Here is a 14,656-nt window from a genome sequence, read left to right as displayed (position 1 = left end):
TCCCCGCCAGGAGGTCCCGGTGAAGACATCCCGAGCGCGGCGCCTCGGCCGCGCCTTCGCGGTGCTGGCGCTGCTCGGCGCCAGTACGACGGCCGCCCAGCTCACCCCGGCGGCCGCGGCCACGCCGGCACTGCAGTCGATCGTCCCCGCACCGGTCTCGGTGACCCCGGCGAGCGGCGTCACCTTCCCGCTGGTCGCGACGACGAAGATCGTCACCGAGGCCGGATCGGCCCCGGCGAAGCAGGTCGGCGACTACCTCGCCGGGGTGCTGCGCCCGTCGACCGGCTTCGCGCTGCCGGTGTCCGACGCGCCGGCGTCCGTGCCGTCCGGCAGCATCGCGCTGCTGCTGAGCGGCGCGCCGGCGGCGGTCGGCGCGCAGGGCTACCAGCTCGTGTCGACGGCGTCTTCGGTCACCGTGCGGGCCACCACGGCCGACGGGCTGTTCGCTGGCGTCCAGACGTTGCGGCAGCTGCTGCCGGGCAGCATCGAAAGCCCGGGCGTTCAACCGGGGCCGTGGACCATCCCGGGCGCGACGATCCTGGACTACCCGCGCTTCGCCTACCGGGGCGCGATGCTCGACGTCGCGCGGCACTTCCACCCGGTGTCGACGGTCAAGCGGTACGTCGACCAGCTCGCCGAGTACAAGATCAACGCGCTGCACCTGCACCTGGCGGACGACCAGGGCTGGCGCATCCAGATCGACAGCTGGCCCCGTCTGGCGACGTACGGCGGCAGCACCCAGGTCGGCGGCGGCGCGGGCGGCTACTACACGAAGGCGCAGTACACGGACATCGTGAACTACGCGGCTTCGCGGCACATCACGGTGATCCCGGAGATCGACATGCCGGGTCACGTCAACGCGGCGCTGGCGTCGTACGCGGAGCTGAACTGCAACGGGGTGGCACCGGCCCTGCGGACGGACACGGCGGTCGGCTACAGCTCGCTGTGCATCTCGAAGGACATCACATACACGTTCGTCGCGGACGTGCTGCGCGAGCTGGCGGCCTTGACCCCGGGCCCGTACCTGCACATCGGCGGCGACGAGGCATCGGCGACACCGCAGGCGGACTACGTGACGTTCGTGAACAAGGTCCTGCCCCTGGTGGCGGCGACGGGCAAGTCGGTGGTGGGCTGGCACGACATCGCGAAGGCGGCGTTGCCGGCCTCGGCGACCCCGCAGTTCTGGGGAACGACGACGTCGGACCAGGGCGTGTCGACGGCGGTGTCCGGCGGCAGCAAGGTGATCCTGTCGCCGGCGAACAAGGCGTACCTGGACATGAAGTACAACAGCTCGACCCCGATCGGCCTGTCGTGGGCGGGGTACGTCGAGGTGCAGGACGCGTACGGCTGGAACCCGGGGGCGTACCTGTCGGGGGTGGGCGAGGCCGCGGTCCGCGGGGTGGAGTCGCCGCTGTGGACGGAAACGGTGGTGACCCCGGCGGACATCGACTACCTGGCGTTCCCGCGCGTGGCGGCCCACGCGGAACTGGGCTGGTCACCGTGGTCGACCCACGACTGGACGGCGTTCCGCACCCGCCTGGGAGCCCAGGCGCCGCGCTGGGTCGCGCAGGGGATCGACTTCTACCGGTCACCCCAGGTGGCGTGGGACACGGGAGGGACGACGAACCCGGGAACGTGCACGGACCCCGAGTGGAGCGCGACGCAGGTGTACACGGGCGGGAACGTGGTGTCCCACAACGGCCACAGGTGGACGGCGAAGTGGTGGACACAGGGAGAGGAGCCGGGAACGACGGGCCAGTGGGGAGTGTGGACGGACAACGGAGCCTGCTGAACCGGCGGGCCGGGCCCGCGGTCGCGGGCCCGGCCCTCGGTGAACGTCTCGTCGCACGGCGTGAAACCGGAACACGCGGCCCGACGCGCGGGTTAGGTTGGGGCATGACCGTCGATCTGGAGCAGGTGCGCACACTGTCCTTGCAGGAGCACGGCCTGGCCACCGTCGCCACGACGCGGGCCGACGGCACCGTTCACTCCTCCGTCGTCAACGCCGGCGTCCTCGACGATCCGGTGACCGGCGCTCCGGGCGTGGCCTACGTCGCCGTCGGGAAGGCGCACAAGCTCGCGCTGCTGCGGCGGGCCGGGCATGCCACCGTCACCTTCCGGCGCGGGTGGCACTGGGCTTCCGTCACCGGCGCCACCCACCTCGTCGGGCCGGACGATCCCGACCCCGCCTTCGATCCCGCCGGGCTGCCGCAGCTGCTGCGGGACGTCTTCATCGCCGCCACCGGGACCCACGACGACTGGGCCGAGTACGACCGCGTGATGGCCGAAGAGCGCCGGGTTGCCGTGTTCGTCCGGGCGGACCGGATAATCGGCAACCCCTGACCCTCACTGGAGCCGTCCCGTTGTCCGAGTCCTCGCTGCACCTCACCACGCCGGTCAAGGTCCTGGTCGGCGTGCTCGCCGTCGCCGACGCCGGGTTCGGGGCCGTGCTCGCCCTCCGGCTGGTGCGTGGCCTGTCGCCGTGGCTGATCGGCGGTGCCTTCGCCGCCACCGTGCTCGTCGCGGTCGCCGCCTACCGCCTGTCCCGCGCCCGCGCGCTCAAGCGCGGCTACGAGGGCCTTCGCGACCTCACCGTCGGCGACGAAGGCCTGCGCGTACCGGCGGGCACGCTGAGCACGCGGCTGGTCCCGTGGTCGCAGATCGCCGACGTCAGCACTCGCCGCTCGGCCCGGTTCGGCGACGGCTACCTGCGCGACGCGCTCTGGGTCGACCTGGTCACCGGCGGCGGCATCGAGAGCTCGGTCCAGCGCTACACCCCGCGCGGCCGCCTCCGGCCGGCACCACCGCAGCGGCGGCAGTTCGAGCAGACGGCGATCCTCGATCCCGCCCTGTTCGACGCGGTGGTCGAGCGGCTCCGGAAGGAGCTGCGCCACCGGCAGCTGCACGCCCAGCTCCGGAGCCTCCCGCGCATCCGCTGACCTGGCTCTTACCGGCCGGCCAGCTCGGCAACGACCGGTGCGAGGACCCCGGCGGCGTCAGCGCCGAACACGAAGTAGGAGATACCGGCCTCCTCGCGTCGCCGTTGGATCTCCTCGGCGGCGGCGGAGGGATCACTGGGCAGGAACGCCAGCGAATCCGCGGCTCGGACGGCGGCGGGGTCGGTGTCCGGCCCGGCCATGAAGGCCGCGACCGAGTCGCCGACCACCGGCACGTGCAACGCCAGTTCCGCACCGCGACGGTTGTCGAAGCGCTGCACCCGTTGCATCGTCTCGGCCCGCGTCTCGATCTGCGGCATCACGAAGGTCACCGTGTCGGCGAGTCCGGCGGCGAGCGCTTCCGCCTTCGGGCCGCCGACGGCCATGACCACCGGGGTGTGCCGGTCCGGGCCGTCGAGGTCACGCAGGGCCGCGACGACCTCGCGGACCTGGCTCGACCGCCGGCTCACCGGGGTGACCGGCAGGCCCAGCTCGCGGAGCTGGCCGGCGATCCCGGGCCGTCCGGTGCCGATGCCCATCTCGAAACGCCCGTCGGTGAGCACGGACAGCGAGTGCGCCTCCCACGCGGTGATCCACGCGGGCCGGACCGGAGACGCGTACACCCAGGTCCCCACCCGCAGGCCGGTGAGCGTCGCCGCCACGGCGAGCGCCGGACCCGGTGCCGGCTGCCACTGCGGCACGTCGGGCATCAAGATCGTCGAGTAACCGCTGCCGGCCAGAGCGCGTATCTGGTCCCGCCAAGCCGGCATGCCGCTGCCGATCGGCGCGACGGCTCCGAACCGCAACGGCCTGATCTGGCGTGTCGAGTCACCTGTCATGGTGCTGCCTTTCCCTGCGGCCCGGCCTGGTTCCGAGCTTCGTATCCACTACGAACGAGCCGCAGGGGATCCGACAGCACACGAGGAGCAGCTACTTCTTGCCCTTGCCCGAGTCCTCGGTGGACAGCGCGGCGACGAAGGCCTCCTGCGGGACCTCGACCCGGCCGACGGTCTTCATCCGCTTCTTGCCTTCCTTCTGCTTCTCCAGCAGCTTCCGCTTCCGCGAGATGTCACCGCCGTAGCACTTCGCGAGGACGTCCTTGCGGATCGCGCGGATCGTTTCGCGGGCGATGATCCGCGAGCCGACCGCCGCCTGGATCGGGACCTCGAACTGCTGCCGCGGGATCAGCTCGCGCAGCCGCGTCGCCATCCGGTTGCCGTAGCCGTAGGCCGCGTCCTTGTGCACGATCGCCGAGAAGGCGTCCACGGTTTCGCCCTGCAGCAGGATGTCCACCTTGACCAGATCGGCGGTCTGCTCGCCCGCCTCTTCGTAGTCGAGGGACGCGTAGCCGCGCGTGCGCGACTTCAGCGTGTCGAAGAAGTCGAAGATGATTTCCGCCAGCGGGATGTTGTACCGCAGTTCGACGCGGTCCTCGGACAGGTAGTCCATGCCGAGCAGGGTGCCGCGCTTGGTCTGGCACAGCTCCATGATCGTGCCGACGAACTCCGACGGCGCCAGGATGCTCACCTTCGACACCGGCTCGTGCACCTCGGCGATCTTCAGCCCGCTCGGCCAGTCGGACGGGTTGGTCACGACCACCTCGCTGCGGTCCTCGAGGACCACGCGGTAGATGACGTTCGGCGCCGTCGAGATCAGGTCGAGGCCGAATTCGCGCTCGAGGCGGTCCCGCGTGATCTCCAGGTGCAGCAGGCCGAGGAAGCCGCAGCGGAAGCCGAAGCCCAGCGCCACCGACGTCTCCGGCTCGTAGGTCAGCGCCGCGTCGTTCAGCTGGAGCTTGTCCAGGGCCTCGCGCAGCTCGGGGTAGTCGGAACCGTCCACCGGATACAGTCCGGAATAGACCATCGGCTTCGGCTCGCGGTAGCCGGCCAGCGGTTCCTTCGCGCCGTGCCGTTCCGATGTCACGGTGTCGCCGACCTTCGACTGGCGAACGTCTTTCACGCCGGTGATCAGGTAGCCGACCTCGCCGACGCCGAGGCCCTTGCTGGGCTTGGGCTCCGGCGAGATGATCCCGACTTCCAGCAGCTCGTGCGTGGCGCCGGTGGACATCATCCGGATCCGCTCGCGCGGGGTGATCTTGCCGTCGACGACGCGGATGTAGGTGACGACGCCGCGGTAGGTGTCGTAGACCGAGTCGAAGATCATCGCGCGGGCCGGCGCGTCGGCGTCGCCCTGCGGCGCCGGGACCTGCTTGACGACGGCGTCGAGCAGCTCGGCGACGCCCATGCCGGTCTTGGCCGAGACCCGCAGGACCTCCTCGGGCTCGCAGCCGATGATGTGGGCCAGCTCACCCGCGTACTTGTCCGGGTCCGCCGACGGCAGGTCGATCTTGTTCAGCACCGGGATGATCTGGAGGTTGTTCTCCAGCGCCAGGTAGAGGTTGGCCAGGGTCTGGGCCTCGATCCCCTGCGCCGCGTCGACCAGCAGGATGGCGCCTTCGCAGGCCTCCAGCGCCCGCGACACCTCGTAGGTGAAGTCGACGTGCCCGGGCGTGTCGATCATGTGCAGGACGTGGTCCTGCCCGTCGACCTGCCAGGGCAGCCGGACGTTCTGCGCCTTGATCGTGATGCCGCGCTCGCGTTCGATGTCCATCCGGTCGAGGTACTGAGCGCGCATGGCCCGCTCTTCCACGACGCCGGTGAGCTGCAGCATGCGGTCGGCCAGGGTGGACTTGCCGTGGTCGATGTGGGCGATGATGCAGAAGTTCCGGATGAGCTCCGGCGGCGTGAAGGTGGTGTCGGCGAACTTGCTGGACGCTGTCACTCGAATGAGTCCTCGGAAAGTCGGGGATGGCCACCTCTATGTTCCCATGGCCCTCCGGGTGCGGGTGGGGGTCATCCCCGATGCGGGCTTCCGCGAGAAGTGGTGCCCTCGGAGTATGAGCACTTCGCACCAGCCGGCACCCCCTCCCCAGCCGGATCCAGGCGGCTTCGCCCGCGTCCTCGACCGCGCGTTCGGGCACCCCTCGGGCACGCTCGGCCGCCTCGGCGGATGGCTGATGGCCAGGGGCAACGCCGCCACCGAACAGCGCATCGTCGAGCTGGCCCGGATCCGGCCGGACGAGACCGTCCTGGTCGTCGGGCCCGGTCCCGGCGTCGGCCTCGACGCCGCCTCGCGGCTGGCCGGACGCGCCGTCGGCGTCGATCCCTCCCCCGAGATGCTCGCGCTGTGCCACGAGCGCTGCGGCGACCGCGCCGAGCTGCGCGAGGGGTCGGCCGCGCGGACCGGCGAGCCCGGCGGGTCGATCGACGTCGTGCTGACCGTGAACAACGTCATGCTCTGGGACGACCGGGCGGCCGCGTTCGCCGAGCTGTTCCGGGTGCTGCGCCCCGGCGGGCGGCTGCTGCTGTCGGCGCACGAGAAGTGGCTGCCCGTGAGCAGGCACGTCCTGGCCTATGAAGCCGCCGAGGCGGGTTTCACCGACCTGCAGACCTGGACGTGGGACCCGCCCGGCTTCGCCGCGCTCGCCGCGCAACTGCGCGCCGTCAAGCCCGGCTAGCGGGTGTCGGTCCGGATCGGGTGGCCCTCGGGCACCTCGACCAGCACGATGCGCGTGCCGTCGGGGTCGGCGATCCAGGCCTCGTCGAGCCCCCAGGGCTCGCGCCGGGCGTCCCGCACCGGCTCCAGGCCCTTGGCCTTCAGGTCGGCGAGCGTCGCGGCGAGGTCGCGGACCTGCAGCCAGAGCACCAGGTCGGGCGACGCACCCGTCTCGCCGCGGCCGGAGACCTCCAGGGAGCCGTGGCCGAGGAAGAACACGGTGCCGCCGGGGAACTCGCGTTCCACGGCGAGGCCGAGCGTGTCGCGGTAGAACGCCGTGCTCGCCTCGGCGTCGCGCGGGCGGATCAGCAGCCGGCTCTTCAGGACTTCCATCCGACCATCCCTACCGGACGCGCTCAGGCGGCCGCAATCGCGGCGATGCCGGTGAGCACGATCACCGACCCGGCGAGCCGCCGCACGGCGTCCCGCTCGCCCAGCACCAGCCAGGCGGCGAGGCCGCCGAGCACGATGCTCAGCTCGCGAGCGGGCGCGACCAGGCTGACCGGCGCCATCGTGAGGGCGAACAGCACGAGGATGTAGGCGACCGGAGAAAGCAGCCCGACCAGCAGCACCTCACGGCGTCGCTCGCGCCAGAGCCGCCGCACCTCGGCACGGCCGGCCAGCGCGCCGGGGACGAGCAGCACGCTCTGCAGCACCGAGCCGAGGCCGAAGTAGACGACCGGCGGCACGCCGAGGCCGGTCACCGAGTGCGCGTCCCAGAGGGTGTAGCCGGCGATGACGGCGCCGGTCAGGAGGCCGTAGAAGATGCCGGCCTTGACCGCGTGGGCGTCGCCTCCGGTCCGGCCGGTGCTGATCACGAGCACTCCGGCGACGACCAGGAACGCGCCGAGCAGCCCGAGCGCGCCGGGACGTTCCCCGAGCACCAGGACGGCGGCGAGCACCGACAGCAGCGGCCCGGTGCCCCGCGCGACCGGGTAGACGACGGAGAGGTCGCCGACCCGGTACCCGCGCTGCAGCACGATGCCGTAGGCGATGTGCAGCACCGACGTGCCCAGCGCGGCGAGCAGCCAGCTCCACTGTGGACGTTGCGGTTCGACGGCCAGCAGCACGGCCGTGACGGGCAGCAGGACGACCGCGGAAACGGTGTAGTAGAGCCAGACGAACTGGGTGCCACCGGCGGAGATCCGCTTGGCGGCCAGGTTCCAGGCGGCGTGCACGACGGCCGCGACGAGGACGAAGGAGAGAGCGGTGCCGTTCATTGGGACCCTTTCGGGTTTTCGCGCGCGCGAAAACCGGGTCCTCCAGGCTTTTGCCCCGTCAGATGAACGGCAGGCCGTCCGGGCCCGCCGACGGTGCCGCTCGGACCAGCCCCACCGGTCCTGGTTGTGTCGTGTCGTCGAGCGCGGACCGGCGGCGGAACCCTAGGCACTACCGTCGTCCAAGGTACTCCCCGGCGACCGGCTGCGGGTGCCGCCGGCCCGGCTGTTAGAGTGGTCGCTCGCTGCCCGTGCGGCATTCCGTCATGGAGGAAGCCCGTTCGTTTCCGAGCGGGGCCACTTCAGCGCGGCGGCGATCTCACCGAGTGAAACAGGAGTTGCCCTATGGCCAACATCAAGTCGCAGATCAAGCGCATCACGACGAACGAGAAGGCGCGTCAGCGCAACCAGGCGATCCGGTCCTCGGTGAAGACCGCGATCCGCAAGGTCCGCGAAGCCGCCGAGGCCGGCGACAAGGCCAAGGCGATCGAGCTGCAGCGCGACGCCGCCCAGAAGCTGGACAAGGCCGTCTCGAAGGGCGTCATCCACGCCAACCAGGCCGCCAACAAGAAGTCGGCGCTGGCCAAGCGCGTCAACGCGCTCTGAGCTGGTTGATTTCTGGGAAGGCCCCGGCTCCGGCCGGGGCCTTCTTCATGTCCGGGCGTGGCTTGGAGCGGCAGTGCGGCGCGTGGCCGCCAGGACGGAGTGGCTCTCGGCGACTCGATACCCGGCCTTCGCGCGGCCCGCTTCAGCGGCCAACCTTTCCGCCCCTCGCCCCGCACCGCTGGGCGCCCGGCCTTCGCGCGGCCCGCTTCAGCGGCCAACCTTTCCGCCCCTCGCCCCGCACCGCTGGGCGCCCGGCCTTCGCCCGGCCCGCTTCAGCGACCAGCCTTCCGCCCCTCGCCCCCGCACACTCGGCGCCCCGCATCCGCGCAGGTCGGTAGCCCCCGGGTCAGCGGTCACCCTTGGCCGCCGCCACCTCCAGGACCGCTCGCTCCAGTGCGTAGCCCGGGTCGGCCGCCACGCCCTTGACCTCGGCGTTCAGGCGGGCCACCACCCGCATCGCCGTTGCCAGGCCGTCCGGGTTCCAGCCTCGGGACTGGCCCTGCGCCTTGCGGATCTTCCACGGCGGCATGCCCAGTTCGCCCGCCATCTGGTTCGGGTTGCCGCGGCCCGCGCCGGCGACGCGGGCGATCGTGCGGACCGCGTCGGCCAGTGCGTCCGCCACCAGCACGTGCGGGACCCCCAGCTGCATCGCCCAGCGCAGCGACTCCAGCGCCGCCGAGCGATCTCCGCTCACTGCCTTCTCCGCCACCGCGAAGCCCGTCACGTCCGCGCGGCCGCGGTGGTAGCGGCGGACCGCGTCCGCGTCGACCGTTCCGCCCGTGTCGGCCACCAGCTGGCTCGCCGCCGAGGAGAGTTCCCGCAGGTCAGAGCCCACCGCGTCGATCAGCGCCGCGACACCCGCCGGGTCGATCTTGCCGCCCGCCCGGCGTACCTCATGCCGGACGAACTGCTCCCGCTCCGCCGGCTTCGTCAGCTTCGGGCACTCCGTCACCTCGGCGCCCGCCTTCTTCAGCGCCGCCGGGAGCGACTTGCCCGCCTTGCTGCGGCCGCCGCCGGTGTGCACGACGACCAGCACGACGCCGTCCGCCGGGTCCTTCAGGTACGCCGCGACGGCGTCGGCCAGCTCCTGCGAGATGTCCTGCGCCGACTCCAGGACGATCACACGGCCTTCGCTGAACAGCGACGGGCTGACCAGTTCGGCCAGCTCCGGCGCTGTGAGTTCCGACACCCGGACACGGGTCAGCTCGGCCGCCGGGTCGGTCGCGCGGGCGGCAGCGAGCGTCTCGCGGACGGCCCGCTCGATCAGCAGTTCTTCCTCGCCCAGCACCAAGTGTAGCGGCGCCGGGGCGGTGGCTTGCGCGGTCACGGGTGAATCCTCTCACTTGCGCTGTCGTGCGCCCGCTCCGGTGATGTCGGGCGGCCGGCATGGCACGGCGTGAGCGCCATGTCGTACGGTGTAGCCGAGGCAGCCGCCCCGGACGATCCGGCGTGCGCGCGCCGACAACCGAATACCGCTCATCCAGAGGGGCAGAGGGAACGGCCCGACGAAGCCCCGGCAACCGGCGTACAGCCCGTCATCCCGCGATCGCGGGGTAGCTGACGACCACGGTGCCAATTCCGGCCCGCTTCGGCGGGGCAGATGAGGAAAGGAACCTCGCGATGACCGCAACCCTCGGCACGACCTCCACCACGAAGACCCCGGATCTCGGTCCCGCCGTCGAACTGGTGTCGAAGGAAGAGGGTCACCGCCAGCCGCTCGCCCCGGAGTTCGTCTCCGCCGAGGACTTCTCGCCGCTCGAGGTCGCCTACGACTTCGGCCGCGTCCGCCGCGAAGACATCGAGGCCGGACCCAAGAACATCTGGCGCTACAAGAAACTCCTCCCGGTTCCGTCCAACGTCGAAGAGATCCCGAACACCGAGCCCGGCGCGACCCGGCTGATCCGCGCCGACCGCCTTGCGAAGGAACTCGGCCTCAAGCGCGTGTGGGTCAAGGACGACACCGGCAACCCGACGCACTCCTTCAAGGACCGCGTCGTCGCCGTCGCGCTGGCGGCGGCCCGCGAGTTCGGGTTCGAGGTACTCGCCTGTCCCTCGACCGGCAACCTGGCCAACGCGACGGCCGCCGCCGCGGCCCGCGCGGGCTGGCGGTCGGTCGTGCTGATCCCGAAGACCCTCGAGCGCGCCAAGATCCTCACCACCGCGGTGTACGACGGCGACCTGATCGCCGTCGACGGCAACTACGACGACGTCAATCGCCTCGCCACCGAACTGGCCGGTGAGCACCCGAAGTGGGCGTTCGTGAACGTGAACGTCCGGCCGTACTACTCGGAAGGCTCGAAGACGCTGGCCTTCGAGGTCGCCGAGCAGCTCGGCTGGCGCATCCCGCCACAGATCGTCGTGCCGATCGCCTCCGGTTCGCAGCTGACCAAGGTGGACAAGGGGTTCCGCGAGCTGGGTCAGCTCGGTCTCGTGGACGCCAGCCCATACAAGGTGTTCGGCGCCCAGGCCACCGGCTGCTCGCCGGTGTCGGCCGCCTTCCGCGCCGGCCACGACGTGGTCCAGCCGGTGAGGCCGGACACGATCGCCCGTTCGCTGGCGATCGGCAACCCGGCCGACGGCCCGTACGTGCTCGACATCGTCAACCGCACCGGCGGCGCGATCGAGGACGTCACCGACGAAGAGGTCGTCGAAGGCATCCGGCTGCTGGCCCGCACGGAGGGCATCTTCACCGAGACGGCGGGCGGGGTCACCGTCGCCACGGCGAAGAAGCTGGTCGAGACGGGCAAGCTGGACCCGGACGCCGAGACGGTCCTGCTGATCACCGGCGACGGCCTCAAGACCCTCGACGCGGTCGAGAACCACCTCGGCCCGAAGGCGATCGTGCCCCCGTCGGCTGCGGCCGTGAACGAGGCGCTCGGCTACTGACGTCCGCCGCAGCCGGGGCGGCCACGCGGCTCGCCCCGGCAAGGGCTCCTTTCGTCCGACGCTCCCTTCGGTCGAGGGTTACGGCCCAACGCGACGGCCGCAACGATGACCGGCTCGGCGCGCCCCGGCTCACCGGCGCGGCGGGCCACGCGGCTTGCCCAGCGAAGGCTCCTTTCGTCCAATGCTCCCTTCGGTCGAGGCTTACGGCCCAGCGCGACGCCGCAACGATGGCCAGCCCGGCTCACTTGCGCGGCGGGCCTCACGGTTTGCCCCGGCGAAGGCTGCTTTGTCCGGGGCTCCCTTCGGTCGAGGGTTACGGCCCAACGCGACGGCCGCAACGACGGCCGGCCCGGCGCGCCCCGGCTCATCGGCGCGGCGGGCCGCGAGGCTCGCCCCGGCGGACGATCGCCGTGCCGGTCACCACCGCTGTGTCCCCGTCGCGGTCGGTGCGGGTGACGAGCGCGCCCAGTGCCGCCAGGCTGTCCATTGTGGACTTGCTCGGATGTCCGTACGTGTTGCCCGCGCCCACGCTGACCAACGCCACTCGCGGCGCCACCGCCGAGAGGAACGACGGCAGCGAGTAACGCGAACCGTGATGCGGGACCTTCAGCACCTCCGCTTTCAGCTCTCCGACGTCGGCCAGCAGGTCGGCCTGCGCGGCCAGCTCGACGTCGCCGGTCAGCAGCACCCGGCCGGCCGGGGTCTCCGCCCGCAGCACCACCGAACTGTTGTTGATCGTCGTGCCGTCCTGGTGTCCCACCGTGCGGGCCGGCACATAGCGTGGCCCGAGCACGTCGAGTGAGAGGCCGGGCCACGCCAGCCGCTCCCCAGGGTTCAGCTCCACCAGCGGCACCGCCTGCCGGGCGGCCTCCGCGGCGACCTGCCGCCACGCCCATTCCGGCGCACGCCCCGGCCCGACCGCGATCCCGCCGACCGCCCGGCCCTCGAAGACCGACGCCAGGCCGCCGATGTGGTCGGCGTGCAGGTGGCTCAGCACCAGCAGCGGGATGCGGTCGACAGCCAGCCGGTGCAGGCACTCGTCGACCGGTCCCGGCTCGGGACCGGTGTCCACGACGACGGCCCGTCCTGGCTCGGCCGTCGCCAGCACGACCGCGTCGCCCTGACCGACGTCGCACTCGACCATCGCCCAGTCACGCGGCGGCCACGCCGGCGCCAGCACCCGGACCGGAACGAAGACCAGCAGCGCACCGGCGGCCAGGACCGCCATGAGCAGCCGGACGCGCCGGAGCCGGGCGGCCAGGACCAGCGCCACGAGCACGGCGGCGGCCAGGAGCCCACCGATCCAGCCGCCGGGCCAGGCGACGACCGCGCCGGGGGCCCGCGCGCCGTGCCGGGCCACCGTGATCAGCCACCGGGCCTCCGGGTCGGCCAGGTGCACGAGGACCTTCCCCGCGCCCGGCCACCAGGGGCCGGTGACCGTCGCCAGCACGCCGAGCACCGTCGCCGGAGCGACGACCGGTGCGGCGAGGACGTTCGTCAGCACCGAAACCAGGCTCACCGAGCCCGCCATGCCGGCGAGGACCGGCGCCGTCACCAGGAAGGCCGCCAACGGGATCGCCAGCCCTTCGGCGAACCCGGGTGGGACGCCACGACGGACCAGCGCGGCAGCCCAGCGCGGTGCGAGCAGGACCAGCCCGGCGGTGGCGAACACCGACAGCGCGAACCCGAAGTCCGTGGCCATCGCCGGATCCGTCACCACCAGCACGCAGACCGCGAACGCCAGCGCCGGCAGCGCCGAACCCCGCCGCCCCAGCGCCAGGGCCAGCAACGCGACCGCCGCCATCACCCCGGCCCGCAGCACGCTCGGTTCCGGGCCGACGAGGACGAGGAACCCGGCCAGGCACGCACCCGCCGCCACTGCCGACAGCCGGGGACCGAGCCGCAGCACGCGTAGCAGGAGCAGGACCGCACCGCACGCCACGGCGAGGTTGCCGCCGCTGACCGCCGTCAGGTGGGCGAGCCCGGCCGTGACGAACTCCTGCTCGACCCGCGGGGACAGCGCACTCGTGTCGCCGAGAACGAGGCCCGGCAGCAAGCCCGCTGGTTCGTCCGGCAGGACCTGGCACAGGTCGTGGAGACCGGCGCGCAGCCCGGCCGCGGCCCGCTGCCACCACGGCGCCGGGCCCGGCTCGCCCGGCGGGCCGCGCACGGACAGCACCGCAGCCGTCAGGTCCGAGCCGCGCGGCGGCATCAGCAGGCCGGTCGCCGTCACGTCCTGGCCCGGGAGCAATGCCGCCCACTGCGCGACCGGCGCCAGCAGCAGCACGCGTCCGGCGGACGAGACCGGCCTGCCAGCTACCGAGGCCGTGCGGACGTCGGCCGTCAGGACCACCGACCGGGCACCGGCCTGCTGGTCGGCGTACCCGGCGCTGCGCACGGGCTTCGGGCGTTCGGCGACGACGACCCGCAACACGGCGGGCAGACCTTGAGCCGCGGCGGCGCGGAGGTCGTCGCGCTGCGCGTCCCGGATCCGCCAGGCGACAGGTCCCGCGGCCGCGATTCCCAGCACCAGCAGGGCCACCGCCGCGCCGACCAGCCGGGGACGTCCTTGGCGAGCCCGCCAGTACAGCAGCCCGGCGAGCACCGCCGAAGCGCCGCCGACCGCGACGGCCGTCCACCAGCCCAGCAGCAGGCCGCCCAGCGCGGCGAGCCAGCACGCCAGCGCGGCCGGGACCAGCCGCATGTCCTGCCGGGTGTCGGTCGTGGGCAGTGCGCTCATCCGACCGTCACCTGCTCGCGGAGTCGTTCGAACTTGCTTTCTCCAATGCCGTCGACATCGCGGAGTTGCTCGACCTTCGTGAAACCGCCGTGGTCGGTGCGCCACTGGACGATCCGCTTGGCCGTCACCTCGCCGACGCCCGGCAGCGTGTCCAGCTGGTCCGCGCTCGCCACGTTGAGGTCGACCTTCCCGCCCGCCGGTGCGTCAGCCGGTGCGGCCGGCGCCGGGATCCCCACCGCGAGCTGCTCGCCGTCGGTCACCTTGCGGGCGAGGTTCAGCGCGCTCAGGTCCGCGCCGGGTTCCGCGCCGCCCGCCGCCCGCAGCACGTCGGCGACCCGCGCGCCTTGCGGCACGGTGACCAGCCCGGGTGAGCGGACCCGGCCGACGACGCTGACGACGAGCCCGGCCTGGGGCGCGGCCCGGGCCGACGGCTCGCCCGCCGGTTTGGCGCTGGACAGCGCGGGGGGCGACTCGGGCGCCGGACGGCCGCCGAAGAGCGCGACCGAGCCGAGGACGATCACCACGACCGCGGCGAGGACACCGGCGAGCGCCCACCGGCGGCGGCCGGCACCGGCCGATCCGCCCGGCAGCCAGCGCCGGACCAGCCGGCCGCCCGGCCCGACCGTGCTCGCGTCGGGCGCGAGCTGGTCGGCCAGCCAGGAGAGCCGGTCGTTGACGGGGAGGCCCGGATCCCGGGCGGGCTGCTCGAACACACG

Annotated in this window: 13 protein-coding genes and 1 riboswitch; of the genes, 6 read left to right on the top strand and 7 right to left on the bottom strand. The window is 72.5% G+C overall.

Features of this window, described 5'->3' with window-relative positions; translation table 11 throughout:
* Positions 1–19: 19 nt before the first annotated feature.
* The 3 genes from BT341_RS18320 to BT341_RS18310 all read left to right on the top strand — a co-directional run bounded on the left by BT341_RS18320 (position 20) and on the right by BT341_RS18310 (position 2,939).
* Positions 20–1,792: a family 20 glycosylhydrolase gene (locus BT341_RS18320; protein WP_072477465.1), complete on the top strand. Its 1,773-nt coding sequence runs from the start codon at positions 20–22 to the stop codon at positions 1,790–1,792.
* Between the two features lie 104 nt (positions 1,793–1,896).
* Positions 1,897–2,343 carry a pyridoxamine 5'-phosphate oxidase family protein gene (locus BT341_RS18315; protein ID WP_072477464.1) on the top strand — a complete coding sequence of 149 codons (447 nt, stop codon included), beginning with the start codon at positions 1,897–1,899 and terminating at the stop codon, positions 2,341–2,343.
* Between the two features lie 20 nt (positions 2,344–2,363).
* Positions 2,364–2,939 carry a PH domain-containing protein gene (locus BT341_RS18310; RefSeq protein ID WP_072477463.1) on the top strand — a complete coding sequence of 192 codons (576 nt, stop codon included), beginning with the start codon at positions 2,364–2,366 and terminating at the stop codon, positions 2,937–2,939.
* Between the two features lie 8 nt (positions 2,940–2,947).
* Here BT341_RS18310 and BT341_RS18305 read toward each other — a convergent pair whose 3' ends face one another.
* Together BT341_RS18305 and lepA are read right to left on the bottom strand one after the other, a co-directional pair.
* The gene (locus tag BT341_RS18305; protein ID WP_084743226.1) at positions 2,948–3,706 is read right to left on the bottom strand and encodes an LLM class flavin-dependent oxidoreductase; all 759 of its coding nucleotides are present in this window, start codon (positions 3,704–3,706) and stop codon (positions 2,948–2,950) included.
* Positions 3,707–3,866: 160 nt separating this feature from the next.
* Positions 3,867–5,717: a translation elongation factor 4 gene (lepA, locus tag BT341_RS18300; RefSeq protein ID WP_072477461.1), complete on the bottom strand. Its 1,851-nt coding sequence runs from the start codon at positions 5,715–5,717 to the stop codon at positions 3,867–3,869.
* Positions 5,718–5,832: 115 nt separating this feature from the next.
* Between lepA and BT341_RS18295 the strand changes: the two genes are divergently transcribed.
* Entirely contained in the window at positions 5,833–6,453 is a 621-nt protein-coding gene (locus BT341_RS18295) for a class I SAM-dependent methyltransferase (protein ID WP_072477460.1), read from the top strand.
* Here the strand turns inward: BT341_RS18295 and BT341_RS18290 are convergent.
* Positions 6,450–6,824, bottom strand: coding sequence for a VOC family protein (locus BT341_RS18290; protein ID WP_072477459.1), 375 nt, complete (start codon positions 6,822–6,824; stop codon positions 6,450–6,452). The genes BT341_RS18295 and BT341_RS18290 overlap by 4 nt on opposite strands.
* Positions 6,825–6,847: 23 nt before the next feature.
* Positions 6,848–7,711 (bottom strand): DMT family transporter, encoded by an 864-nt coding sequence (locus tag BT341_RS18285; RefSeq protein ID WP_072477458.1) that lies wholly within the window; start codon positions 7,709–7,711, stop codon positions 6,848–6,850.
* 342 nt (positions 7,712–8,053) lie between these two features.
* Between BT341_RS18285 and rpsT the strand changes: the two genes are divergently transcribed.
* On the top strand, positions 8,054–8,314 hold the full coding sequence (gene rpsT / locus BT341_RS18280) for a 30S ribosomal protein S20 (protein ID WP_072477457.1): 261 nt from the start codon (positions 8,054–8,056) through the stop codon (positions 8,312–8,314).
* 346 nt (positions 8,315–8,660) lie between these two features.
* Here the strand turns inward: rpsT and holA are convergent, their stop codons facing one another.
* Positions 8,661–9,641, bottom strand: coding sequence for a DNA polymerase III subunit delta (holA, locus tag BT341_RS18275; RefSeq protein ID WP_072477456.1), 981 nt, complete (start codon positions 9,639–9,641; stop codon positions 8,661–8,663).
* 146 nt (positions 9,642–9,787) lie between these two features.
* A riboswitch (SAM riboswitch) is annotated at positions 9,788–9,921 on the top strand.
* Between the two features lie 13 nt (positions 9,922–9,934).
* On the opposite strand from holA, the gene thrC reads away from it, so the two are divergent.
* Positions 9,935–11,200 carry a threonine synthase gene (gene thrC, locus BT341_RS18270; protein WP_072477455.1) on the top strand — a complete coding sequence of 422 codons (1,266 nt, stop codon included), beginning with the start codon at positions 9,935–9,937 and terminating at the stop codon, positions 11,198–11,200.
* Between the two features lie 364 nt (positions 11,201–11,564).
* Here the strand turns inward: thrC and BT341_RS18265 are convergent, their stop codons facing one another.
* Entirely contained in the window at positions 11,565–13,940 is a 2,376-nt protein-coding gene (locus BT341_RS18265; RefSeq protein WP_072477454.1) for a ComEC/Rec2 family competence protein, read from the bottom strand.
* The gene (locus tag BT341_RS18260; protein WP_072477453.1) at positions 13,937–14,653 is read right to left on the bottom strand and encodes a ComEA family DNA-binding protein; all 717 of its coding nucleotides are present in this window, start codon (positions 14,651–14,653) and stop codon (positions 13,937–13,939) included. The genes BT341_RS18265 and BT341_RS18260 overlap by 4 nt, the downstream gene beginning before the upstream one ends.
* Positions 14,654–14,656 lie beyond the last annotated feature (3 nt).

The organism is Amycolatopsis australiensis (assembly GCF_900119165.1).
Classification (GTDB): domain Bacteria; phylum Actinomycetota; class Actinomycetes; order Mycobacteriales; family Pseudonocardiaceae; genus Amycolatopsis; species Amycolatopsis australiensis.
The sequence above is the reverse complement of the archived record's forward strand: the minus strand, read 5'-3'. Positions and strand labels throughout refer to the sequence as shown.